At 56.6% G+C, this 25,107-nt stretch carries 20 protein-coding genes; 10 read left to right on the forward strand and 10 right to left on the reverse strand.

Annotated elements, in window-relative coordinates:
- Positions 1 to 204: 204 nt before the first annotated feature.
- The 5 genes from CLAC_RS05440 to CLAC_RS05455 all read left to right on the forward strand — a co-directional run bounded on the left by CLAC_RS05440 (position 205) and on the right by CLAC_RS05455 (position 5,885).
- Entirely contained in the window at positions 205 to 477 is a 273-nt protein-coding gene (locus tag CLAC_RS05440; protein ID WP_082313136.1) for a FeoA family protein, read from the forward strand.
- A 51-nt stretch (positions 478 to 528) separates the two neighbouring features.
- Positions 529 to 2,496: a ferrous iron transport protein B gene (gene feoB / locus CLAC_RS05445; RefSeq protein ID WP_082313138.1), complete on the forward strand. Its 1,968-nt coding sequence runs from the start codon at positions 529 to 531 to the stop codon at positions 2,494 to 2,496.
- 31 nt (positions 2,497 to 2,527) lie between these two features.
- Positions 2,528 to 2,872, forward strand: coding sequence for a hypothetical protein (locus CLAC_RS12285; RefSeq protein WP_156324780.1), 345 nt, complete (start codon positions 2,528 to 2,530; stop codon positions 2,870 to 2,872).
- A gap of 85 nt (positions 2,873 to 2,957) precedes the next feature.
- Positions 2,958 to 4,484 carry a GTPase HflX gene (gene hflX, locus CLAC_RS05450; protein WP_082313140.1) on the forward strand — a complete coding sequence of 509 codons (1,527 nt, stop codon included), beginning with the start codon at positions 2,958 to 2,960 and terminating at the stop codon, positions 4,482 to 4,484.
- Positions 4,485 to 4,538: 54 nt separating this feature from the next.
- A complete protein-coding gene (locus CLAC_RS05455; RefSeq protein ID WP_082313142.1) occupies positions 4,539 to 5,885 on the forward strand; it encodes a uracil-xanthine permease family protein in 1,347 nt (448 codons plus the stop codon).
- Here CLAC_RS05455 and CLAC_RS05460 read toward each other — a convergent pair.
- The 5 genes from CLAC_RS05460 to lexA form a co-directional block, all read right to left on the reverse strand.
- Complete coding sequence (locus CLAC_RS05460) at positions 5,882 to 6,154, reverse strand: HPr family phosphocarrier protein (RefSeq protein ID WP_053412035.1); 273 nt, start codon at positions 6,152 to 6,154, stop codon at positions 5,882 to 5,884. The genes CLAC_RS05455 and CLAC_RS05460 overlap by 4 nt on opposite strands.
- Positions 6,155 to 6,285: 131 nt before the next feature.
- Positions 6,286 to 8,421 (reverse strand): PTS fructose transporter subunit IIABC, encoded by a 2,136-nt coding sequence (locus tag CLAC_RS05465; protein ID WP_053412036.1) that lies wholly within the window; start codon positions 8,419 to 8,421, stop codon positions 6,286 to 6,288.
- Positions 8,422 to 8,435: 14 nt separating this feature from the next.
- On the reverse strand, positions 8,436 to 9,404 hold the full coding sequence (locus CLAC_RS05470) for a 1-phosphofructokinase family hexose kinase (RefSeq protein ID WP_053412037.1): 969 nt from the start codon (positions 9,402 to 9,404) through the stop codon (positions 8,436 to 8,438).
- On the reverse strand, positions 9,401 to 10,180 hold the full coding sequence (locus tag CLAC_RS05475) for a DeoR/GlpR family DNA-binding transcription regulator (RefSeq protein WP_053412038.1): 780 nt from the start codon (positions 10,178 to 10,180) through the stop codon (positions 9,401 to 9,403). The genes CLAC_RS05470 and CLAC_RS05475 overlap by 4 nt, the downstream gene beginning before the upstream one ends.
- Positions 10,181 to 10,393: 213 nt before the next feature.
- On the reverse strand, positions 10,394 to 11,101 hold the full coding sequence (gene lexA, locus CLAC_RS05480; RefSeq protein WP_053412039.1) for a transcriptional repressor LexA: 708 nt from the start codon (positions 11,099 to 11,101) through the stop codon (positions 10,394 to 10,396).
- 943 nt (positions 11,102 to 12,044) lie between these two features.
- On the opposite strand from lexA, the gene nrdR reads away from it, so the two are divergent.
- Positions 12,045 to 12,515, forward strand: a complete 471-nt coding sequence (gene nrdR, locus CLAC_RS05485) for a transcriptional regulator NrdR (protein ID WP_053412040.1) — start codon at positions 12,045 to 12,047, stop codon at positions 12,513 to 12,515.
- 64 nt (positions 12,516 to 12,579) lie between these two features.
- On the opposite strand, the gene hrpA is transcribed toward nrdR, so the two are convergent.
- The 3 genes from hrpA to CLAC_RS05500 form a co-directional block, all read right to left on the reverse strand.
- A complete protein-coding gene (hrpA, locus tag CLAC_RS05490; RefSeq protein WP_082313144.1) occupies positions 12,580 to 16,569 on the reverse strand; it encodes an ATP-dependent RNA helicase HrpA in 3,990 nt (1,329 codons plus the stop codon).
- A gap of 74 nt (positions 16,570 to 16,643) precedes the next feature.
- The gene (trhO, locus tag CLAC_RS05495; RefSeq protein ID WP_053412041.1) at positions 16,644 to 17,573 is read right to left on the reverse strand and encodes an oxygen-dependent tRNA uridine(34) hydroxylase TrhO; all 930 of its coding nucleotides are present in this window, start codon (positions 17,571 to 17,573) and stop codon (positions 16,644 to 16,646) included.
- A 65-nt stretch (positions 17,574 to 17,638) separates the two neighbouring features.
- On the reverse strand, positions 17,639 to 19,141 hold the full coding sequence (locus tag CLAC_RS05500; protein WP_053412042.1) for a DUF1846 domain-containing protein: 1,503 nt from the start codon (positions 19,139 to 19,141) through the stop codon (positions 17,639 to 17,641).
- Positions 19,142 to 19,433: 292 nt separating this feature from the next.
- Here CLAC_RS05500 and CLAC_RS05505 point away from each other — a divergent pair, with 292 nt between their 5' ends.
- The 3 genes from CLAC_RS05505 to CLAC_RS05515 all read left to right on the forward strand — a co-directional run bounded on the left by CLAC_RS05505 (position 19,434) and on the right by CLAC_RS05515 (position 22,782).
- Complete coding sequence (locus CLAC_RS05505) at positions 19,434 to 21,515, forward strand: neutral/alkaline non-lysosomal ceramidase N-terminal domain-containing protein (protein ID WP_053412043.1); 2,082 nt, start codon at positions 19,434 to 19,436, stop codon at positions 21,513 to 21,515.
- 110 nt (positions 21,516 to 21,625) lie between these two features.
- Positions 21,626 to 21,877 (forward strand): hypothetical protein, encoded by a 252-nt coding sequence (locus CLAC_RS05510; RefSeq protein WP_156324781.1) that lies wholly within the window; start codon positions 21,626 to 21,628, stop codon positions 21,875 to 21,877.
- Between the two features lie 47 nt (positions 21,878 to 21,924).
- On the forward strand, positions 21,925 to 22,782 hold the full coding sequence (locus CLAC_RS05515) for a hypothetical protein (protein ID WP_053412045.1): 858 nt from the start codon (positions 21,925 to 21,927) through the stop codon (positions 22,780 to 22,782).
- Between the two features lie 160 nt (positions 22,783 to 22,942).
- On the opposite strand, the gene ahpD is transcribed toward CLAC_RS05515, so the two are convergent.
- Both ahpD and CLAC_RS05525 read right to left on the reverse strand, forming a co-directional pair.
- Complete coding sequence (gene ahpD, locus CLAC_RS05520) at positions 22,943 to 23,467, reverse strand: alkylhydroperoxidase, AhpD family (protein ID WP_053412046.1); 525 nt, start codon at positions 23,465 to 23,467, stop codon at positions 22,943 to 22,945.
- A 4-nt stretch (positions 23,468 to 23,471) separates the two neighbouring features.
- Positions 23,472 to 24,068 (reverse strand): peroxiredoxin, encoded by a 597-nt coding sequence (locus CLAC_RS05525; protein WP_053412047.1) that lies wholly within the window; start codon positions 24,066 to 24,068, stop codon positions 23,472 to 23,474.
- 104 nt (positions 24,069 to 24,172) lie between these two features.
- Here CLAC_RS05525 and CLAC_RS05530 point away from each other — a divergent pair, with 104 nt between their 5' ends.
- On the forward strand, positions 24,173 to 25,105 hold the full coding sequence (locus CLAC_RS05530; protein WP_053412048.1) for a hydrogen peroxide-inducible genes activator: 933 nt from the start codon (positions 24,173 to 24,175) through the stop codon (positions 25,103 to 25,105).
- Positions 25,106 to 25,107 lie beyond the last annotated feature (2 nt).

Raw genomic sequence — 25,107 nt, forward strand, 5'->3', positions numbered from 1 at the left:
CTCTAGGAACGAATCGGGGCCAGCTGGCTTGGTTAGGCCAGTTTCGAGGAGATTGTTTTCACTTGGCGTTCAGTTATTGAATTAAGCAATTCCATTATTTAGTGAATAAGCGTAGGATAGCCTTTGTTAATAAGCGTCAAGTCGAAACGCGCTGGTAAACCGCAAAAGAACCAGCATAATTCGGCATCGTACGGAAGGATATCCATGTTCGGTTTGCGGTCTCGTACCGAAACTTCCACCACTGCCTCCGATGCGCAAAGGCTTTCGCTTGCCGACGTCACCACGGGCCAGCGAGCAATCCTATCGGTCCCAGAAGTGGACGTTCAGCTGTGCCGACGGCTCGCCCAGCTGGGCCTGCGCCCAGGGATGACCGTGACCGCTGGGCACTTCACCGCAGGGGGCGGGCGCGTCATCCGTTCCGGTGGTTCCCGCTATGCGATTGATGCCGCAACACTGCGCTACATGTACGTGAGCTAGATCTCGCCCCATTTTTGTCCGTCTCAATACTGTTGAGGAATTAACCTTCAAATGGCACTACGCACATTTGCGGCTACTCCTAGCTGCCACGCCTGTAGCGCGGGCGCACCTGCAATGCAGGGCTCGCCGGTTATCGCATTCGTCGGCGCCCCGAACTCCGGAAAGTCGACTCTCTTCAACGCCCTAACTGGCGCCAAGGCCCAGATGGGCAACTGGCCGGGCACCACCGTAGAGGTTAGCCGGGGCGCGTGGCGTGACGACGAACGGGAATACGACGTCATCGACTTCCCCGGAGCTTACTCGCTCGACGCGCTGAGCCCTGACGAGGAACTCACCCGCGAGATGCTCATCGAAAAGCCGCTGGAGGAACGTCCAAACCTGGTGGTGGTCGTCGTTGATGCCACCTCGCTTGGTCGCGGCCTCTACATCGCAACGGAGCTGGCCGAACACCCTCAGCGCATCCTGCTGGCGCTGACCAAGCTCGACGTTGCAGAGGCAAAGGGCATTTCGGTAAACCCTGAGGCCCTTCAAGACTCCATGGGCATGCCCGTTGTCGCCCTGGACCCCCGTCGTAAAGCGGGCCTGGCCAAGCTCGGCGAGGCTGTTGAGGCAGCACTGGGCGGGTGCGCCACTGTGCTGCGCCCGGTGGGGCTCGAGGCTTCGGCCAGCCCAGAGTTACGAGATGAAGCGCGATTTGCGGCCATCGATGCCGCGGTCGCGGCGGCCACGGGTGAGGTCGAAGACCGTCAAACCCTGACAGACCGCATCGACCGGTTCGTCCTCAACCCAATCCTCGGCCCTCTGCTTTTCCTCGCTGTCATGTGGGGCGTGTTCCAGGTCGCCACCACTGTGGCTGCACCTCTGCAGGACGGCCTCGAGGGGCTCATCACCGGAAACTTCGCGGACCTGGTCCGCAGCGGATTAGAATCCGCGGGGCTCGATCATCCGATTGTCACGGGACTGCTGATCAACGGACTGATTGAGGGCGTCGGTATGGTCCTGACCTTTGCCCCGCTGATGGCGCTGATGTTCCTCTGTCTCGCAATTCTCGAGGACTCGGGCTACATGGCCCGAGCGGCCGTCGTGGCCGACCGGGTGATGCGGGCGATTGGCCTTCCCGGTAAGGCTTTCATCCCCCTGATTGTCGGATTCGGTTGCAACGTGCCAGCGATTTCCGCGACCCGCGTACTCGGCAACCCGCGTCATAGGATTCTCACCGCGCTACTGGTGCCATTCACTTCCTGCTCGGCGCGACTGACCGTCTACGTCATGATGGGCGCGGTGTTCTTCCCCGATAACGCGGGCACCGTGGTCTTTGTTATGTACGTCATCTCGATTTTCCTAATCGTGCTAGTCGGCCTGATTTTGCGAAACACTCTGTGGCGCACCATTCCGTCCGATCCTCTGGTAATCGACCTGCCGACCTACCAGCTTCCGACCGCACGCCTCGCACTGTCGGTCATGTGGCTGCGGCTTAAGGGATTTTTGAAGACCGCTAGCGGCATTATCGTCGCGACGGTCGTCGTCGTCTGGCTCCTGCTGAGCATCCCCACCGTTCCGGGCCATTCGTTCGCTCAGGAGGACCTCACTCCACGCGACTCCGCTTACGGCGCAATTAGCGAAGCAGTCTCGCCAGTGTTCGATCCCGCCGGTTTCGGAACCTGGTCGCTCACAGGACCTCTGGTAACCGGCTTCGTCGCTAAGGAAGCAGTGATTTCTACCTGGGCACAGACCTACGCGGTCGAAGACGTCACCGACGCGGAGGCTAGCGAGCAGGCTCACAGCAAGCTTGCGGCGAATATCCGTGCGGACTTTGACAAGGCTTCCGGCGGGCACATGCTTGCCGCGGTCTGGGCCTATATGGTTTTCATGCTCGCGTACACCCCATGTGTCGCCACACTTGCGGCACAGCGAAGAGAAGTTGGCTGGAAGTGGACCATATTCGGCCTTGCGACCCAGCTGGTTGGTGCGTGGGCCCTGGCCGTCGCAGTGTTCCAGGTGCTCAAGCTGTTTATTTAACCGTCAGGACTCTTGGAGGGAGGACCACAGGATGAGCTCACTAATCTCTAAGTTCCGCAGCTCAAACGCGCCTGCAGCACCATCCCCGACGCAGAAGCCCGCCGAAGCGGTGAAGGGCGCCATCGCCGCAGGTATCAGCTCCCGTCGGAAAATCGCCGAGGTGACGGGTCTGCGAGCAACCACGGTCGATTTAATTCTGGAGCGTCTTGAGGCCAACGGATCGCTGCGCCGCGAAAATCTCGGTGGCATGTGTCCAGGCGGAGGATGCTCGAGATGCGGAATGTCGGAAGCAGGGACGTGCGCCAGCGGCGATAGTGGTGCCGCCAATGGGCCGGTAGCTCTGGTACTCACGCGACGGCCTGGAATAGGGCAGTAGCCCGGCGCGAAAAGCCGACTCATCTTCGGGTCGTACAACGGCGGTACTAAATTTCCCGCCTCGGCATGCGACAATAGAGCCCAGTATGACTAATCTTTCCAACGAATATCACGACGGCGGCGACAACGTAGGCGCCTACAATCCGTCGGAGTCCATCGCAGGTGCAGACTTTTCCGGCCCCACGGTTCACCAAGAACCTGTCGTCGGAAAGCGAGAGGAACCCACCACGGGTGACTTGGATTTGGAGGCTCGTTCCTCTCTGCGCCGCCTTACCCGATCGGTCGCCCACACGGACTCGGAAGAGGTCACCGTTGAGTACCGGCAGCTGCGCCTCGAAAGAGTGATCCTTCTCGGGGTATGGACGAGCGGAAGCCTGCGCGAGGCAGAGGCAGCTATGGACGAGCTGGCAGCGTTGGCCGAAACCGCGGGCTCCGAGGTACTGGAGTCGGTCCTTCAGCGAAGGGATAAGCCGGACCCGGGCACCTACGTGGGGTCGGGAAAGCTCAGCGAGCTCCGCGATATTGTGGCTTCTACCGGCGCGGATACCGTGATCTGCGATGGTGAGCTCTCCCCGGGCCAACTGGTCGCTCTAGAAGACCGGCTGGACGCGAAGGTCATCGACCGCACGATGCTGATTCTGGATATTTTCGCTCAGCACGCCAAGTCCAAGGAGGGCAAGGCACAGGTCTCGCTGGCGCAAATGCAGTATCTCTACACGCGTCTTCGCGGTTGGGGCGGAAACTTGTCCCGTCAGGCGGGCGGTCGCGCCGGTTCCAACGGCGGTGTTGGCCTGCGCGGACCAGGCGAGACGAAGATTGAGACCGACCGACGACGCCTGCGCCAGGAGATGGCGAGAATCCGCAAAGACCTCGCCGGGATGAAGACTGCCCGCGAGATCAAGCGTGCGCGGAGAAAGGCCGGGCACCTTCCGCGAATCGCCATCGTCGGTTACACAAATGCTGGTAAATCCTCATTGCTTAACGCGCTGACCGGAGCCGGCGTGCTGGTGGAAGATGCGCTTTTCGCCACCTTGGATCCGACTACTCGCCGCGCCCAGCTTCGCGACGGGCGTACCGTAATCATGACCGATACGGTCGGATTCGTCCGTCACCTGCCCACCCAGTTGATTGAGGCGTTCCGCTCGACGCTCGAGGAGGTACTCGAGTCGGATATCATTCTGCATGTCGTCGATGGCTCGGATCCGTTCCCGTTGGAGCAAATCAAGGCGGTCAATGAGGTCGTCGGCGAGATTGCGGCCGAGCAAAAGGCCGAGGTACCGCCGGAGCTGCTCATCGTCAACAAGATTGACCAGGCTGATGGAATCACGCTTGCACAGCTGCGGAACACCCTGGACGACGTCGTGTTCACCTCTGCGAAGACCGGGGAGGGTATCTCTGAGTTGGAGACCCGACTCGAGTTGGCTCTCAACGCCCTCGACGCTCACGTCAGACTCCTAATCCCTTACGACAAGGGCAACATCGTGTCGATGCTCCACGAAGATGCAACGGTTTTGGAGGAAATTTGGGGCGAAAAGGGAACCGAAGTCGAGGTCCGGCTTCCTGCGACGCTAGCGCGAGAATTATCTATCTACCAGGTGGAACCCGGAGAGTAGAAAGGCCCTGTGCTAGTTACGCAACGGCTAGACCCATCAACTAGCATTACGGGCATGGATTCTGAACTTAATAACGGGGATAGCGCTTCTTCGAAGCTTGCCCCCAGCGTCGACTCAGACGCTGATAAAGGCCGTTTCTTTGGCTGGGACCTCCACGGCGATGGGCGCAAGATTGCGCCGGGCGCTGTCGTAGCTCCTAATGAACGCCTCGACTGGCCGCGGACTATCGGGATTGGCGCGCAGCACGTTATTGCCATGTTCGGCGCGACACTGCTCGTACCGCTGCTGACTGGTTTCCCAATCAACACAACCCTGTTGTTCTCGGGTATCGGAACCATTTTGTTCCTGCTGATCACCCGCAACCGCCTGCCTTCCTATCTCGGCTCCTCCTTCGCATTTATTGCACCGTTGACTGCCACTCAGGCCAGCGGCATTGGAGCACAGCTGGGCGTTGTCATCACAGCTGGTGTCGTCTTGGCCATCATCGGGGTGGTCGTGAAGATTTCCGGCCGTAGGGTCCTCGATGCAGTAATGCCTCCTGCGGTTACTGGCGCAATCGTTGCCTTAATCGGATTGAATCTGGCGCCGGCAGCGACTGAGAACTTCACTTCTCAGCCTTTAATCGCGTGCGTCACTACTGCCACTATTTTGCTCGCGACCGTCGCCGGCCGCGGGATGGTCGCTCGTCTGGGCGTTCTCATCGGTGTGCTGGTGGGCTGGTTTTTCGCCGCCGTCAGCGGTGGGCTGTCCCCAGAATCGACCGAAACTGTGGCAAAAGCCGCCTGGTTTGGCTTGCCGACGTTCCACGCTCCCGAGTTCCACGTGAACGCGATGCTCATTGGCCTTCCAGTGATTGTCGTGCTAATCGCCGAAAATGTGGGCCATGTCAAGGCTGTCGCCGCGATGACGGGTAAGAATCTGGACGATATTGCAGGCGACGCGCTCATCGCGGACGGCCTGGCTACCACGCTTGCCGGCGCCGCCGGCGGTTCGGGTACCACAACATACGCGGAGAACATTGGTGTTATGGCGGCGACCCGAGTCTATTCCACCGCGGCGTATTGGGTTGCCGCACTCACGGCGATTGCGCTCGCTTTCATCCCGAAGTTTGGTGCCCTTATACTCACGATTCCGACCGGCGTACTCGGCGGAGCGACGCTCGTGCTCTATGGCCTGATCGGCATGCTGGGTGTGCGAATTTGGATGGATGAGAAAGTCGACTTTAACAACCCGGTCAACCTCACTGCAGCAGCTACCGCTCTCATCGCCGGTATCGGCAACCTGACCCTGAACGTGGGCTCAATTACGCTCGAGGGAATTGCTTGGGGTTCCGTGGGGATTATTGTCGGATACCCGATTCTGAACTGGCTATATCGGAAAATCGGTGAAGGCCGGAACTAGTCGTCTAGTTCGACGCTGATTAGTTCGGCAATGCGCTCGACCGCGGTGGCGTTGGAACTCGTGACAGAGACCTCGTCACCGAATTCCGCGCCAAGCGCCATCAGCATCAACGAAGATGCGGCGTCGGCAGGCTCATTGTCGGGGTCTGCCGGGTTGACCAGCTCGATGAGAATCTCCTCGCTGAAATGGGACGCAGCTTCAGCAATCGCAGTTGCTGGGCGTGCGTGTAACCCGACTTTCGAGCCGACAGTGACCCTGCGAGTAACCATAATCGGTTCGGTTCCTTTCAGATGTACGGTGAATTCGCGTTTGACACCCCGAGCATAGTTGGGAGCCGTTCGGGCCGAAGCGACTTCGGCGTCTTTGGCCAAAACTTTCTTTTCCAACTTCAAGCCGCGTTTTAGGATTCTGGCTGGGCAATGACTTCATCCGTCGTAGCTTCTGGCTTTCGCCGGTAGAACAGACTTTTCAGCGTGAGGATTAGTGCCGCTGCGACCACACTGCCCGCTGCGATCGATCCGAGCCAAGCAAGTGGATGATCGATAGCGAACAAAACGAATACGCCGCCGTGCGGAACTCGTGTAGCAGCACCGAGTGCCATTGACATGCCACCCGTGACGGCACCTCCCACAACGATTGAGGGGATAATCCTTAAAGGATCGTTTGCGGCAAAGGGGATCGCACCTTCGGAAACAAATGCGGCGCCTAGCATCCAGCCGGCTTTACCATTTTGATGCTCCGCAGAGGTAAATAGCCTTGGGCGAAGGAACGAGGCGATAGACGTCGCCAGTGGCGGGACCATACCTGCCGCCATCACTGCGGCCATAATCTTCCACGAGGCGGGATCCGGCGAGGAAACACTCGCAGTGGCGAAAAGATAGGCGGACTTGTTAATCATTCCGCCCATATCGACGCACATCATTGCGCCCAGGATTCCGCCGAAGACCAGCGCGTGAGCGGTATCCATACCGGACAACCAACCCTGCAGGTTCATCATTAGCCACGACAGCGGTGCGCCGAGGAAGAGATACATCAACAAACCGACGGCCATGGACCCTAGAAGCGGAATTACCACGACAGGCATGAGGGCCTCGAGCCACGCAGGGACCCGAATCTTCAGAAGCCCCATGACGATTAAACCAGCCGCGATACCCGTGACCAGTCCACCAAGAAAACCAGCGCCGACCGTAACCGCAATAGCTCCGCCAATGAATCCCGGGGCAATTCCGGGCCTACCGGAGAGACCGAAGGCGATGAACGCACTCAAGACTGCAACTATGACCTGCATTCCGTGGACCCCGATAGCGAACAGCACCGAACCGAGGTACATCCACAGGCCATCTCGGTCGAAGAGAACGGTCGAGCCGTCGTCAGTCGGAACCGGAATTGGCGCTTGGAAGTCAATAGCCTCGAAAAGTGTGAGGTTTTTCGACACTACATCTGATACTTGTGCCGTTTGATGGCCGCCGACAAGGAAGCCCAGCGCGATGAGCAGGCCCGAAGCAGCGACGAAAGGAATCATAAAACTGACACCCGTCATCACTGCGTTGCGCACGCGTACCCACAGCCCCACTCCTCTTACCGACGATTCTTCCGTCTCCGAGGCAGCCGCATCGCCGTTTGGCATAAAGGCTTGATGATTAGCTCGCGAATGTTTAGGTCTGGCGGCGAGGGAAAGAGCTTCGCTAATAACCTCGTTTGCCGAGTTGACCGCTTTTTTAATTGGAACTTTGAGTATTGGCAGGTCGCCAAAACGTTCGAGCCCGGACACCTGTATATCAGCTGCGATAACGACGACATCGGCGCGTTGAATCGCTTGGGCGCTTACAGCCCGTGTTCCTGCTGAGCCCTGCGTTTCCACAGAGATTCTGGTATTTTCTATTGACTTCGCCGCTGCTGTGAGGGCATCGGCCGCTAGGTAAGTGTGTGCGATACCAGTGGGACAGGCTGTGACCGCGACAATGCGTGTGGGTTGTACGCTCAACTCCGGTTTTTTGTCCTGGCTGTCGGAAGAAACGCGGTTGGCTAACTCCTTTTGAGACTTTTTTCGCGGCGCGTTGAGCAAATGCTCGGTAATAATCCGCACAGCTTCCTCGTTTGATTCAGTTCCTCGGAGTTCGGCGCGAAAGGCTTTGGAGCGAATGGATTTTGCGAGTGCTGAGAGAATATCGATATGTATAGCTCCGGCATCCTCGGGGACACCGATGAAAAACAAGAGGTCCGCAGGGCCGTCGGGAGTGGAAAACTGCGTCTCACGGGGAAGCCGGGCAAAGAGAAGCGTGGGTTTGAGCCAATCAGTATGCCTGCAGTGTGGAACGGCTACGCCCCCCGGGAGCCCCGTCGGGGCTTGTTCTTCGCGGCGCAGCGCGGCCTGCACAATGTCTTTATCGTCCGCAGCGCGGCCTGCAGCAACTGCCGCGCCGATGAGGCGTTTCAGTATAGATTCTTTTGACTCGCCCAAATCGATGTCGAGGAACACCACTGAATCCTCGACCAACGTGGTTGCAATGGAGGAAAACTCAGCGGAGGCAGCCATCGTTTCTATTGCTCCTAATCTAGTTCCCAGGCATGAGCGAATTCGGGGTGCACTTGCTCTGGATAAGGAATAGTAGTGCCAGGCAAACTCGTCGCGGCAGCGCCGTAGGCTACCGCATTGCTCAATGCCTGTGGGAAGGATTCTCCACGTTGGCGAGATAGAACGTAGCCGGCGAGAGCACAGTCCCCAGCGCCTACGGTCGATTGGGGAATGATTTTCGGTGAAGTCGCTGCGAAGCAAGGACCGTCCTTGATGGCAAGTATCGCTCCGGCCTCGCCGAGTGTTGCTAGAACCTCTGTGACCCCTAGTTGATTGAGAGCCCTTGCCGCCTTGGCTGCAGGCTGAAAGTCTCCTGCCAAGGCTGAGCGTTCCATCTGTTCGCCGTCTTCACCCACGATCTGGCCAAGTTCGAAGGCATTAGGCTTCATTAGGTATGGAGCCGTGCGAGGAAAAGCGCGTATTACGGAGGTCAGAGGTCCGTCGCTGGTATCAAGCGCAATGTGCGCTTCGGGATTAAAAGCTTGGACTGCCTCGGTGCAGTTGACGTAGAAATCGCGAGGAACGCCCGGCGGCAGTGACCCTGCGAAAATAACCCAGGAGGCTTTCTTGGCGTGATGCAGCAGCTTTTCTAGGACACGACGGCGATGCGCCTTCGTTAACGTCATACCAGGAGAGTTGAGTTTTGTGGTTGTACCGTCTGCTTCTGCGAGTGTGAGGTTTACACGCGCCTCATTCATTGTGTTGATTGCCTCATGAGGAATACCAGAGACCTCGAGTAGACGGGTGAACTTACCGTGCTCGGCCGCAGGGTAGAGAGCGAGTGTCTCTTCTCCTGCAAAGTGGACGGCCTTAGAAACATTAATTCCCTTGCCGCCGGCGATATCTTCCGACATGGGCAAGCGGAAAACTCCGCCCCGAACCAGTTCAGTATCGAGGCGTGCGAGACGGTCGATTGAGGGGTTGACCGTGAGCGTGAGAATCATGAGGCGACCATGACCTCGACGCCATGATCTTTCAGGTCAGCAACGAACTGTTCAGGAGCAGACTCGTCAGTAATAACCACGTCAATATCCTCGAGAGAGGCAAAACTGACGAGGAAGTCTCGGCCAAGCTTTGTCGAGTCAGCCATTACTACCACTTTGCGTGCGTTGGTAATCATTGCGCGTTTTACAGCAGCTTCCTGAGGATCTGCAGTGGATAAGCCGTGATCAATCGTGAGCGCATTAGAACCGATGAAAGCCACATCTGCGCGCATCACGGCAAGGGTACGTAGAGCAGCGTCCCCGACGACTGCTTGAGTAATCACTCGGACTTGCCCGCCAAGCAGTTGAAGTTCAATCCGATTGGACGCAGCAAGCGTCATTGCGTTCGGTAAGGAGTTGGTCACGACAGTCCAACGGCGACTATCAGGGGAGTGGACCATCAAATCGGCTAGGGCCTCAGTGGTAGTGCCTGCATCGAGGAATACACCGCCACCGTCTTCTGGCAGACATTCTGCGGCAAGCCGGGCGATGGACAATTTTGCGTCCTTCTGCGCATTTTTACGCGCGGCGACAGTGAATTCCACCGTCTGGAAGGAACGGGTGGCGACAGCACCACCATGTACTCGGTGAACTGCACCTTCAGCATCTAGCTGAGCAAGATCTCGGCGGATTGTCTCCGCTGTAACGTCGAACGCCTCTGCCAAATCGGCTACGGTGACTCGACCTTCCACCGCAGTCAGCGATGCAATCTTCCTACGTCGTTCCTCTGCATACATAGCGACGCCTCCAAAAATAGCTACAGCTAGAATTATGCCCGTTTTGTGTGGTTACGGGCAAAGAAATGTTGTTTTTAGGGGTGGGATACAGCAGGCAATACGCGGATTCGGAAGGCTCGTCTGGGGGTGGGCAAGCGCGCCTACTTGGATGCCGACGTCAGACGACACGATGTGGGGCCCGTTTAACTCGAGAACTTTGGGTCCGGAGCGTAATCAGAGACTGCGTAGAACGCTTACGACCTTGCCCAGGATCCGAGCGCGCTCTGCAGGGAGGGGATCGAATGCCCTATTGTGTGGCATTAGCCATTTTCCGGCAGCGTCTTCATGCCACTCTTTCACAGTTGCTTCGTCTTCGAAGAGAGCAGCGACAAAATCACCTTGCTCCACGACATTCTGGGAGCGGACAACAACCCAATCTCCATCGAGGATTCCCGCGTCAATCATCGAATCACCGACAACCTTCAGGAGGTAGAGCTGGCCGCTGCCGGTAATTTCCATAGGGAGGGCCATGTGGGCCTCGACGTGTTGTTCGGCGAGGATCGGATTTCCTGCCGCGATCTGTCCCACAATAGGAACGTAAATCGGTTCGGGCATATCCTCTGGAAGCTCAGGGGTCCCTGAGTCCTGCTGGGGCTTTGGTCCGGGCTTCACTGGAGTGAAGCTACCTGCGGAAGACTTAGAGTCGCGTACGTTCACGGCGCGCGGCTTGTGGGGGTCGCGTCGGAGGAAACCTTTCTTCTCCAGCTCCTTTAACTGGTAAGCAACCGATGACGTGGAGTTGAGGCCAACGGCATCTCCGATTTCTCGAATGCTTGGCGGATAACCGCGCAAAACGACGGCATCAGAAATAACATCGAGAATTCGGCGCTGCCGCTCAGTAAGGGTTTTCAGGCTTCCCTTTTTCTTAGGAGTCATGGTCATATCCCCTCAATTTCGATTAATCGGGCGGTGTGGGTGGGCGTTCGAACCTCAATAAAAGAATGGTAGCGAGCAGCCCTTCGTGTGCATGCGTTCGAAAATTAGTTTACCCCAAAGCGTTCGAAAGTTCCCGTACGTGGGGGAGATCTCTTAAGATTTTCGAACCCGATGGATGGGGTTGGGCTGAGTGACCTGCGTTTCAACCAATATATTCGAAAATAATTACGCCCGTCGCTGGACATCTTTCGAACATGGTGTTATAAATCGAACATAGCATGCAATCGAACAGCTGTTTGTATCTAGTGTTATTTTCGAAAAATCAGCCCGGAAGTCACCCTAGAGTTCAGAGCGTCCTTGATTCCTGGGCAAGCGTATGTCGGGGGTCTGTTGAAGGGACTCGAATCCTAAACACCGCACAGTGCTTAGGGGCTTTAGAAGATTTACAACGAACCGGCCAGAAAGGGGCACCAACTTATGTCGATCGAAACGCTTAATGCTCTAGATTCCAGCACCAATTCGCACGTTGCTTTCGCGTCGGTTGACACGCCAGTTAAGTTCATTGGTCCGCGCAGCAGCCCTCGCACTGTCGTGTGGGGCGAAAGGTCTATGAAATCTCAGCGTAGGACTTCTGTTGCGGAGGACCGGAGGAAACCAGCTCGTCGTACAGCAATTCAGTGTCGGGTCGCTAGATCCAGTTTTGATCGCTCCCGTCCGGATAAGACTGAAATGTCCTACGGGCGCCCCGGTGTTGCAGTTAGTCGCGCTACTTCGCAGGTTCCGGCGATGGTTCCCGACGGCAGGTTGTCTAAGGCGCTCGTTGGTTGGACTATTGTGCTTGGCACTGGTTTTGGTCTGTTTGGCTCCATGCTTGCGAATTCGGGTGAGTCTTTGAATCAACCTCCAGCTCCAGCATTTGCTTCATACTCGACGCAGTAGACTAGATGCCGTGCATTGCCAGTTTTGCCACCATGAACAGACTCGTGTCCTTGACTCACGCCTGATTGACAATGGAATGGGGATTCGCAGGAGGCGGGAGTGTTTGAACTGTCATCGGCGTTTTTCAACTATCGAACGGTCACAATTGATGGTGGTTAAACGGGACGGGGTTCCAGAGGAATTTGACCGGGAAAAGGTCATTCGTGGTGTCCGTCGTGCCTGTCAGGGACGTGAAGTCTCTGAATCTCAATTGAAAAAACTCGCGCAAAAGGTCGAAGAGCGTTTGCGGGAAAAAGGTACTCCTCGCATCGATTCGAACGATATCGGCCTTGCAATTCTGGAGCCACTGCGTGAGCTCGATGAGGTTGGTTATCTGCGATTTGCGTCGGTCTACAAATCCTTCACCTCAGCCGATGACTTCGCTCGCGAAATTGCGAGCTTACGCAGAGAAATTAGTGCAGAGGAACCGCCGGCGGGATAGCCCAAAATACGGGCTTTCCGTCAGCCGACCGGTAGAGTGGGGCAGCACTGCATTGCGCCACTTTTTATCGCAACTTGTCTATCTTCTTCTTAATTCGGGTTAGGGAGACAGTCTGTGCAGTTCCGAGACGCTGCGCGAATAGGCTTACGCGTAGTTCTTGAATGAGCCACTGTATCTCTCGGACTTCGGTTGAGTTCATCTTTGCCTTTGGTAATTTTTTCAACTTTTCTTCGAGATATACTCGCGCCTCCGTGACTTCGTCTTCGCGATCAGCATCGCGATCCGGCGAAACGTTCATCTCCTCAAGCCTGATTTGCATTGCTTCGAGATACCGCGGGAGGTGGCGTAAATGCGTCCACCCATGTTTAGCTACCGCGCCCTTGGGCAACATGAAGTCTAATTGGCGCCTCATGTCATCGATTGCATCGCCGTCCCAGCGCTCTAGTTGCTGCTCAACTGTGACGAAAGCTGGCATTGCCTTAGCGATACCGACAACCAATTGCCGCACCCCCGAAGCGACGCTGCCTTGCACTGCGTCGGTCAAAACACGGAATTCGTCCGGGTCTCGGACAGGGCCTCCATGCTCCATCATCAGGTCGCGAACGACTGTGATTCGGCAATCTTCGACTAGCCCAGCTGCGCCACCATGCGGCCACGCATCGATACCGACGCGTTGCTGGAGAGGCAAACCCTTAACCATTTGGGAAACGTTTACGGCGCATTCTCGCAGCAGCATGGTGAGGTTCGTAGTCACTAGCGTCGACTCGGCTTGAGCCTTGGTTGGGACTACCTCAACCGAAACGCCATCGGCAGTCGCAATCAAAGTCGGATACATTGTGACGGTTTGGCCATCGACAGTGCTACGAACCGTCTCCGACACCGTGCCTAGATTTTCGTTAGTCCACTTCTTGACGACCTCGTGTGCTGCCGCCTGCCCACGTTTTGATACTGCAGTCGTAACAGCTTTAGCATGCTTTTGCTGCAACACTGCTAGCTCGCGCGACTGGTCGATGACATCACCGTGACGATTAACTACGGCAAAGTTGAAACGAAGATGAGGAGGTAGCTTCGAAGGCTCGAAGTCATCGCCATTGATTCCTGAGCCACCCAGGGTACGCAGGCTATCTGCGAAGACATCTGCAAATCGCCCCGAGTATGGGGTCATCCGTGCCAGCGCCAGCCGCGCAAAATCGGGTGCTGGGACTACAGACTTGCGCAGGGTTTTCGGCAGAGTCCGTATAAGTGCTTCTGCAAGTTCGGTGCGCAGTCCGGGAATAAGCCAATCGAAACCTTCCTCCTTTAATCCTGCGAGCAACGGGACAGGAACGCGCAGAGTAACACCGTCGTCGTCGGCGCCAGGCTCGAACTTGTAAGTCAAGTTGAAATCGAGTGAGCCTTGCTGCCACATCTCTGGGAACGCATTGGCGTCGATATCGCCCGCGTCGGGGTTGAGAAGTCGTGCCGGGTTGAAGTCGAGTAGTTCAGGATTCTTTTTTTTGGACGTTTTCCACCACCTGTCGAAATGGGCGGCGGTGGTAACCGAGGCAGGAATCTTTGAGTCGTAGAAGGCGTAGAGGACATCGTCGTCGACGACGATACCGCGAGAGCGCTGCTTCTCCTCAATCTGTGCGGCTTCAGTCAACTTCTGTTGATTATCGTGGAAGAACTTGTGGTGGGTTGTCCATTGCCCCTCGACGAGCGCCGAACGAATAAAGATGGCACGCGCGGCATCGGCGTCGATGCGGTGATAGGGCACTAACCGATCTGACACTACGGTCACACCATAGAGCGTCGACTTTTGATAGGCCATAGCGGCACCACGCTTGCTCGACCAGTGCGGTTCTGAATACTGGTGTTTCAGCAGGTGCGACGCTGCGTTTTCCACCCACCCTGGTTCGATGCGACCAATGTTTCGAGCGAAGGTCCGCGAAGTTTCGACAATCTCCGCTGCCATTACCCACCGAGGGGGCTTCTTTGCCAATGGGGAAGAGGGATGAATTAGGAATTTGGTGTTTCTAGTGCCCGTAAATTCCTTGCCCTCGCCCTCGCGTGTACCAGTGAAAGACAGCAATCCGGGCAGCAATGATTTTGAAACTTCATCCGAAAAGCCTGAATAGTCCGAGGAGTCAGTGGATCGACCCGAAAGCGACCAACCTAACTCGGCAGTGGATTGGTGAAGCTGCCGGACTAGATCTTGCCATTCGCGAATACGCATGTAGTGCAGGTATTCGCGACGGCATAGCTTCCTAAACTGGTTCCCGCTCAGCCGACGGCGACTATCTTCGAGGTACTTCCAGAGCTTCAGCAGCGACGCGAAGTCGCTTGTTGGGTCCTTAAAACGTGCATGCAGCTGATCGGCCTGAGCCTGGAATTCGAGGGGGCGCTCACGTACGTCTTGTAGTGACAACGCGGCCACGATGACGGTGACTGCGCCGAGCGCCGAGTTGTTATTGGCCTCAACCAGCATTCGAGCGAATCTCGGATCGACGGGGATTCGGGCCAGCTGACGGCCAATTTCCGTTAACTCGGGCGCGTCCTTCTTTTGTTCGATCGCCTGTAGTTCGGTCAGCAGGTTTATGCCGTCCCGAATCGCCTTATGCTCCGGGGGCTGAACGAAGGGGAAGTTCTCGATTGCGCCGAGGCGCAGAGAAATCATCTGTAGCACGACCGAAGCAAGGTTAGTTCGCAAAATCTCCGGATCAGTAAACTCCGGTCGAGACTCGAAGTCTTCCTCGCTGTAGAGCCGAATTGCCACACCGTCTGCGACTCGGCCACAGCGGCCTGATCTCTGGTTTGCCGATGCTTGGCTTATGTTCTCAATCGGTAGGCGCTGAACCTTGGTTCGCGCGGAGTACCTGGAAATACGCGCGGTTCCAGTGTCCACGACGTATTCGATGCCAGGCACTGTTAGAGAGGTCTCGGCTATGTTAGTAGCCAGCACGATGCGGCGGCCACGATGTGGCGAGAAAATCCGGTGCTGCTCCGCATTAGAGAGCCGACCGAATAGTGGTACAGCCTCGACGCCGCGCCACTTTTTGCCCTCGATTGCCTCCGCTGCCTCGCGGATGTCGCGCTCACCGGGAAAGAAAACGAGGATATCGCCATCCCCAATGCGCATCAATTCCTCGCAGGCCTCAATCACACCGTCGATTTGGTCGATTGCGACTTCTTTCGTCTGTCCGTTCTTCGCAGTGATGGTCTGAACCAGCGGCCTATACCGAATTTCAACCGGGTAGGTCCTGCCCGAAACCTCGATGATGGGGGCCGGCGTACCGTCGGTAAGCGCGAAGTGAGCAGCGAAACTCTCTGGATTAATGGTCGCGGAGGTGATGATGACCTTGAGGTCTGGACGCTTGGGCAAAATATGTTTGAGGTAGCCCAGGAGGAAATCGATGTTGAGGCTGCGTTCGTGGGCCTCATCGATGATGATGGTGTCGTAATCGCGTAGAAGCCGGTCGCGCCCAATTTCTGCGAGCAGGATGCCGTCGGTCATCAGCTTGATGCAGGTATCGCGGCCGACTCGGTCGTCGAAGCGCACGGCATAGCCGACGTGGTCACCGATGGATTCGCCCAATTCCTCGGCAATACGCTCCGCGACAGAGCGAGCGGCAATCCTGCGCGGCTGGGTGTGACCAATCTTCCCGCGCACGCCGCGGCCCAACTCGAGGCAGATTTTCGGAATCTGAGTGGTCTTACCCGAGCCCGTCTCACCAGCAATAATAACTACCTGGTTGCGTTCAATTGCATCGGCGATGTCATTACGTCGCGCTGACACAGGCAGCTGCTGTGGATACTCAATTTTCGGAATCGCTTGCCGACGCCGCTCCAAACGGTCCAGCGACAATTTGAGGTCCTTGCCTATAGCGGACAACGCCTTCGGCGCGGATGCTCGGCGCAAACGGCGACGAAACGACTGCTCCTCGCGGATGGGAAGCAGCTCTGCGAGTTGGTAGAGCTCGCCCTTGCTCGGGGTGTTGTCCCGAGCTTTACCGTCTTTCGAACGGTTGCGGTGGGAAGGGGCGGAAGAGTCTGGGATTGGGCTGCGATTAGTCATGGCTACCTTACAGATTAGTGACTAGCGCACGCTCTGGGGCAATCCAACGAAGAAGGCGAGGTTCTAAACCTTGATTAGGCGGTGGCCATCTTCAGTGCGATCTCAGCACAGTCCTGTCGTCCGCAGTGCTGGGTTTCAGTATTCTCCCAGCAGGTGTCGCAGATGAGCACTTGCTTTCGGCAGTTGTCTTCGTTGATGCAGTTTCGGAAAACATTGGTAGGCGCACCGCAGTGCACACAGTGGCCTAGCTGGACATAGTCCTCGTCGGCTGTACCACCGCCGAACTCCATGTGCATACGCTTATCGAAGACGTACAGCGAGCCCTCCCACAGGCCCTTGTTGCCGAATTTTTCACCATATCGGACGATACCGCCGTCAATCTGGTAGACCTCTTCGAAGCCGCGATTTTTCATTAACGCGGAGAGAATCTCGCAACGAATGCCGCCCGTACAGTACGAAATGACAGGCTTGTCCTTCATCCAGTCGTACTTGCCGGACTCGAGCTCGGCGATGAAATCATGAGTCGTCTGTACATCGGGTACAACCGCGTTTTTGAACTTGCCAATTTCGGCTTCCATCGCGTTGCGTCCATCGAAGAACACGACCTCGTCACCTCGCTTGGCGACCAGCTCATTGACCTCCTCTGGTTTGAGATGGACACCACCGCCCATGACTCCGTGATCGTCGACCTTCAACTCTGCTGGAGCACCAAAAGCTACGATCTCATCGCGGACCTTTACTGAGAGCTTCGGGAAATCATCGGCGCCACCCTCACTCCATTTGAATTGCATCGAGTGGAAGGGTGGGTACTGCTTGGTCTTCTTAATGTACTTCTTGCACGCATCCAGGTCGCCTCCAACTGTGCCGTTGATACCGTGCTCGGACACCAGTATTCGGCCCTTAAGCCCGAGCGACTCACAAAGGTCGCGCTGCCACAACATGATCGCTTTCGGATCGGATAGGGGCGCGAACTGGTAATACAGAAGAATCTTGCTGATGCTCACGCATCTCAGTCTAGCCCCCAGGCATCTACGGGCTAAAACCGCGAATCTGCTGGAGAAAAGTGCGTTTAGCGCTTCCGGTACAGTGCCTTCTTCTGATATTTGGGCTCGGAGGTAACCAGGACGCCCAGGTTGCGGAAGATGGTTTCATCGACGGTTCCCAGAATGGTCGTGGTGTGGACGTCGCAGTCTTTCAGATTCTTTAGCTCGGCCAGTGCCTTGCGCGCATCTTCGTTCGTAGCAGCGGAAACCGAAAGCGCAATGAGGACCTCGTCGGTGTGCAGGCGAGGATTACGGCTTCCCAGGTGATGTGTCTTCAGTGTCTGAATCGGTTCGATGGAAGCAGGGGATAGTAGGTGCCGTTCGGGATCGATTCCCGCCAATTGTTTGAGGGCGTTGAGCAGCATAGCCGCGGAGCAGCCCAACAGCGGCGAAGTTTTGCCGGTAATGATGGTGCCGTCGTGAAGCTCAATGGCACTACCCGGCGCCTGTGTCTCGGCCTCAACTTCTAGAGCTGCGGCGATTACGCGGCGGTCGTCGGCGGTGACGTTGGCCTTGCTCATCACCATGGCGATGCGCTGGGAGATGATGTCGTCGTCGCCGTTGCGGTGTTCCTCGACGAGCGCCTTGTAGTACCGGCGGACGATTTCTTTGCTAGATGCGCGACGGCAGACCTCGTCGTCGATGATGCAGTGGCCGGCCATGTTGACGCCCATATCAGTGGGGGAATTGTAAGGTGACGAGCCGGAGAGTTTTTCCAGGAGGGTACGCAGGAGAGGGAAGACCTCTACATCGCGGTTATAACTGGTCGCCTTCTTGTCGTACGCAGCTAGGTGAAATGGGTCGATGAGGTTGATGTCATCCAAATCGGCAGTAGCTGCTTCATAGGCGAGATTTACCGGGTGCTCTAGGGCGAGGTTCCAGATGGGGAACGTTTCGAACTTCGCGTAACCCGCAGCGATACCCCTCTTGTGATCGTGGTACATCTGCGAAAGGCAGGTCGCTAACTTGCCAGAACCTGGGCCAGGCGCTGTCACGACGATAAGGTCCCGCGTGGTCTCGACCCATTCGTTGACACCGAAGCCCTCTTCGCTAACGATCTTCGCGGTGTTGGTCGGGTAACCATCAATGGTGCGGTGCCTACTGACTGTGAGGCCCAGTCGCTCCAGACGCGCGATAAATGTCTGCGCCATTGCGTTGTCGTCCGACAGCTGGGTGACCACAACGTTGTTGACAAGGAACCCGCGCTCGCGGAAAACGTCAATCAGGCGCAGGACATCGTCTTCGTACGTTATGTCGAGGTCCGCGCGGACCTTGTGCCGTTCCAAATCCTTTGCGTTGATGCACACGAGAATCTCGACATCGCCTTTGAGGCGGTCGAGCATCGCAATCTTGTTGTCGGGCGTAAAACCGGGAAGAACACGGGAGGCGTGCATATCGTCGAAAAGCTTGCCGCCCATCTCGAGATAGAGTTTGCCGCCTTTTCCTGCAATCTCCTCGCGACGACGCTTAATGTGCGCCGATTGCATTTCAATGTACTTTTCGCGACTGAACCCTACGGACTGAGGCATCGGTACTCTTTCCCTGAAAACTACGGATGAACACTTTGCTCGGTACTGACACCGACTCTCGATTAATCGTAGTGGTCTGAGAGTGCGGAAGTGGCAAGCTGGCCGTGCGTGGGGGAATACGCGGCAGCGCGGAGCTACGGCAGGGGTTCCAGCGGAGGCCAACGGAGGTATGGTCAAACCGAATTAGTAATTGGTTTAAACTTTTTTATCAAAAACGACCACGTGATGCTCGTCACTTCGACTACGGTTCCAACGTAAGTATGACAGTCGATTTGAACGGAGCATAGAGCGCATGCATGAATCGAGTTTCCAACGGGTGTCATTGACCCCGAATCGCCGGCAGTTTCTCACCGCGGCGGCAGTGGCTGCCTCGGCAACGGCACTGCCGGCAGGGCTGGGGACATGGAAAGCAGGGGCGCAACCGTCGGGAAGCTCGCAGGGGAGCGCGGCCGGTAGTGTCGCAAACGTAACTCTTAATGTCGGTCGCGGTATGGCGGATATGACGGGCGAGCCACTGGGCGCTGGTGAGAACGGGTACGCAGTGCTCAAGCAGAACACGACGGGCTTGCGACTGAGGCAGTTCGCGCGTGCTTTCATTTTCGGCGACGATGCCGATAATCGCGTTGTGCACGTCACCGCCGACATGGGCCTGATGTTTCAATCAATTCATCTGGAAGTTCTAAAGCGACTCAAGGCAATCTTCGGAGACCTCTACAACGAATCCAATGTTCTGATTGGTGCGTCTCACACGCACGTCGCACCGGGCGGAACCTCGGGGCACCTGATGGTCGACCTGACTACCCTCGGCTTCAGGCCGGTGACTTTCGAAGCTGTGGTAACAGGTGTGGTCAAGGCCATCGAGCGTGCCCATGCGGACTATGTGCCGTCCAATGTTCATCTGACTAAGGGAATTGCTCAAGATTGCGGTGTGAACCGTTCTCATGAAGCCTTCGAGCTTAATCCCGAAGAGGAAAAAGCATTGTTCCCCGGTGGAGTAAACCCGGAGAGCACTACGCTACACATCACCCGCGGTGGAACCGAAGTTGGATTCATCAATTGGTACGGAATTCACCCGACAACATTTGGTGCGGAACACACCATCATCGACGGCGACAACAAGGGCTACGCAGCATGGAAGACCGAAGTTGATAATGGTGTCAATCACCGCGAGCCTGCTGGAGCTCCTTTTGTTGCAGCCTTCGCAATGTCCGCGCCGGGTGATATCAGCCCCAATATGGGCCTAGTGCCCAAGTCTGGTCCTGCAGGCGAGGATGAGGCAGAGTCTGCTCGTATTCTCGGGAAGCGACAGATGGATGCTACAAACGGGGAGGCTGTCGCTTTGCCGGGAGGTGGAGTCGAGACTCTCCACAAGTGGGTTGATCTCTCGAATGTTCAAATCGACGGACAGTTCACGCCCGACGGGCAGGAGCACCGTACGGGACCGGCAATCTTGGGTGCTGCGTTTGCGGCATCAAGTCAGGAAGACGGTGGCGGAGAGCCCGCTCTCGGATTCAATGAAGGCCAGCGTGGTGGTACCCCATGGGTTCAGCAGATGAACAAGGTGCTAGTCCCCGATAGTGCACGTGAAATCCAGGGAGAGAAGGAAATGCTACTCCCGGTTGGTTACATCGATGGGCTACTACAGCAAACGCACATGTTCTCCATCACTCGAATCGGCGGCTTCACACTTGTCACGAATGGCCTGGAACCGACGACGGTCTCCGGATACCGTATGCGCCGTCACGTTGCAGAAGTGTTGGGAGTTCCGCTCGACACAGTGATCTGCCAGGGCTACACCAACAGCTACGGTCACTACGTGACAACTCCGGAAGAGTACGCCCAGCAGGATTACGAGGGTGGTGCCACTGCTTTCGGTAAGTACACTCTGTGCGCGATGATTTCCATTTACGATGAAATCGCACACGCAATCAAGGACGGCATCAAGCTGGATTCAGGGGCTGCGGCGGGTGACCTCACCGGCAAGATTCCGCCATCGCCGTCGGGGGCTCGAGTAATCGACTCCGCGCCGATTGGCAAGCAGTTCGGTGATGTCATTGAGGTGACGGACACCGTGACAATTGGTAGCGCGGCGATTGCCTCGTTTGTCTCCGCAAATCCGAACAATGACCTGCGCCTTGAAGACGGCTACATGCTCGTGAAGAATTCCGCCGGCGAAGTGGTATCGAGTGACTACGATCAGGGAACTGTTGTCGAATTTGCTAAGGATGGCGTCTACACGACATCAAAGGTGACATGGGATACCACTGGCTTCGCCCCGGGAACGTACGAAATCCTCATGCGGGGTTCCTCGCTGAAGATTGATGGGCAGCTACAGCCCTACGAAGGAAAAGCAACCGTCAACCTAGTCCGTTAGTATTCCCGTATAGTTTTGTTCGAAAGACACAAACGTCAATCCAGGCAGGAGAATTCGGCGTATGACCGATTCACGTGACCACTTTGGTAATTTCGAACAAAACTCAGACGATGGCCGTTACCAGCGCGACGGTTGGTCATCCGGTGAGTCCCAATCTAAAAACTCCAATCATGACGCGAGTGCTAATGACGGTGCTGCTGGCGGAAACGGAAACCAACCTGGGTACGACCCGTTTCAATATGGCCGCTCCGGCGAAGACCAATATTCTGTGGGGCGATCTGGGATGTCTGGCACTGGACAGGACGGATGGGCAGATCGAAGCCATCCGAATTCACACGGAGAATTTCAGCCCTGGGATGTAACGGGTTTTGCTGCGGGGAGCAATAGCAGCGCGGCACCCGGCGTTGCAATGCCCGGTGGAGAGGAGCCTCCGGTTAATCCTGTAACCCAGGGAAGCGCCAAAATTAACATCGGAGAAGCCCTGTCGGTAGCAGTCACCTACTTGAATAGGTCCCTCGGTTCATGGATTGGCATGACCCTCCTGTTGTTTGTGGCGATGGTAATCGTCACAGTGGGAGGAGGCGTTCTAGCGGTTACGTCCCTCGGTCCCGAGAATCTAGAAGGCCTTAATTCTAATGCGGTCCCGACAGCAGAAGAGGTCGGCACGCTGTTCTCAGTGATTGGCTTCCTGCTTGTTGGAAATCTGATTGTGTCCTTCTTTATGCAGGTGCTGCTTCTCCGAGGCGGTTTCGAGGTGGTCGACGGACGCAGCGTAGCTTTCGGCTCGTTCTTCAAGATTAACCGGTGGGGAAGCCTCGTCGGAGTCTACTTGGTGTCCGCAATCTTGTCAGCGCTGGCTGTCCTCCCGGGCTTCGTGCTCGTGATCATCGGAGCGACGATGGTCGGCAACGAAAGTGCAGCCGGTGTTGCGGTGCTCGTCTTTGGCTACGTTGTGCTGCTGGCTTTGGCAATCTTCGTCCAGCCCCTTGTGAGCGTCATGCCGATGACGGTAATGGACGGAAGGGCCACTGCGCTGGAATCTCCAGTTGTATCCTGGCGACTGATTAAGCCACAGTTCTGGATGATGCTTCTGGCGACCATCGTGGTCTCGATCATCTCAGCAGCGGGCGCCCTTCTCTTTTACGTCGGCATGATTTATACTATTCCGCTGGCCATGATTATGCAGGTCCATATCTACCGCCAGATTCTCGGTGGGCGACGCGTTGTCCAGGCTCCGCCGGTACAGCAAGCACCACCGCAGTTCTAGGTGGTGCCTAGACTTCCTCAGCTAAATTCCGGTTTTGAAGTAAGCGACGATTTACTAAACCGCCCCGAGCGAATCTCCACGATGGTGGACAGCGCTCGGGGCGGCAGTATACATGGCGGAAACTTAGGTTGAGGTAAACAACCGCCAGTGGGAAGAAGCCTTAGCGGCTAGCCTCAGTGAAAACAGCCTGTGCGACACCGGAAACGGTACCTGCGACCTTTACGGCTTCCCAGACCTGTTCCTTGGTCAACCCAGCATCGCGGACAACCTTTGCGTGAGAAGTTACGCAGGCTTCACAGCCGTTGATGGACGAGACAGCCATGGACCACAGCTCGAAGTCCTCCTTTTCCACTCCCGGCTTCGAGATGATGTTCATACGGAGACCGAACTTGATCTGCGCGTAGTCATCACCAAGCATGTGTCGGGTGCGGTATGCAACATTGTTCATACCCATAATCGAAGCGGCACCGAGCGCGGCCTCGAAAGCCTCATCCGAAAGGTGCTCCTTGGCCTCTTCAGCGATTTCCGAGAAGACAGTCTCGTTGCGGGTTGCTGCGGCAGATGCCAGCAGCGTGCCCCAGAGCTGCTGTTCCGAAAGCTCGGTGGAACGAGTTAGCGTGCCGAGGTTGAGCTTCAAATCCTTGGCGTACTCCGGCAGGCCAGAGCGAAGATTATCGATGCTCATAGACTTACTTCAGCTCCTGCTTCAGAACGTCCATCTTGTCAATGTTCTTGGTCGGGTCATTCTTCTGCCAGTTGCAGGCGCAAACCTCTTCGGACTGCAGAGCGTCGAGAACGCGCAAAACCTCGTCGACGTTACGGCCAACTGCATCCGGGGTGACAGAGACGAACTGGATGATGCCGTCCGGGTCGATGATGAAGGTCGCGCGATCAGCGACACCGTCAGCGTTCTCGACGCCCAGAGCGCGCATTAGGTCGTGGCGGATGTCAGAGAACATGGGGAACGGAATGTCTAGCAGTTCCTCGTGGGTGGCACGCCAGTTGAAGTGGGAGAACTCGTTGTCGCCCGAACCGCCGAGAACCTGGGTGTCGCGGTCCTCGAACTCCTCGTTCAGCTTGCCGAAGGCAGCAATCTCGGTCGGGCAGACAAAGGTGAAGTCCTTCGGGTAGAAGAAGACAATCTTCCACTTGCCCTCGTAGGACTCGTTAGTCACCTGCTCGAAGTAGTCATCCGGGGAAGAGGCGTTTGCGTCGCGCAGGTTGCCGCCCTTCAGCGCGGTGAGGGAAAACTCCGGGAACTTGTCGCCGACAGTCAAAATGGCCATGTGAATCCTCCTGATTGAATTCTTTCGGGGTCATGGCCATTATGCCTATGTATCCGGAAAGCGTCAAGAGGAAAAAGTTAATAAGCTCGTGTACGCTAATAGGTATGCGTAATAGAGATTATCGCCCCACCCTTCCTCAATTGCGTGCTTTTGTCGCCATTGCCGATACCGGCCACTTCGGCCAAGCTGCCGCGCGATTAGGTATTTCGCAGCCGAGCTTGTCTCAGGCGTTATCGACCCTAGAACAGGGACTCGGAGTCCAGCTAGTAGAGCGTTCTACTCGTCGAGTTTTAGTTACCCCGCTAGGGCGGGGGTTGATTCCGTATGCTCGTCAGGCGTCAGAGATTGTGGACGAAATTGTCGCCAGAGCAGCCGGCCGCACCGACGATCTATCTGGTCCGCTTTCAATAGGTGTTATCCCGACGGTCGCCCCGTACGTCCTGCCGAGCTTCCTTCGGCTGGTTCGCAGCGAACTTCCCGATTTACAGCCACGAATTATCGAAGAGCCAACCGAACGCCTCGTCGAGGCACTGCGATCCGGAACTATAGATGCGGCAATTATGGCGTTGCCGTCGGAGGTCTCGGCCTTTGAAGAGATTCCCCTGTATCACGAAGAGTTCTACATCGTAGTACCCGAAGCGCACCCCCTAGCCGGTCATGACGACGTCAAGCTCGAGTCGCTCAAGGACATGGAACTTTTGCTTCTCGACGATGGTCACTGCCTGCGCGACCAAGTCCTCGATTTGTGTCGTGCCGTGGACGCTCGGCAAGGGGAGTCAACGGGGTTGGAAACGCGCGCAGCGTCGTTGTCGACCGTTGTGCAGTGCGTTGCGGGTGGCCTGGGCGAGTCTCTCGTACCGGAGTCCGCTGTAAAAGTAGAGTCGCACCGCCCCGGTCTCGCAACTGCTCGGTTTGAGGGGCCGAACCGCCCCGGTCGAACCATCGGCCTAGTGCACCGTGCTTCGTCCGTCCGTGGCGGAGAATTCACCAGGGTCGCAGAGCTTGTGCGCCAGGCATATAAAGAGGCCGTGTCTTGATG

The sequence above is a fragment of the Corynebacterium lactis RW2-5 genome (assembly GCF_001274895.1).
Classification (GTDB): domain Bacteria; phylum Actinomycetota; class Actinomycetes; order Mycobacteriales; family Mycobacteriaceae; genus Corynebacterium; species Corynebacterium lactis.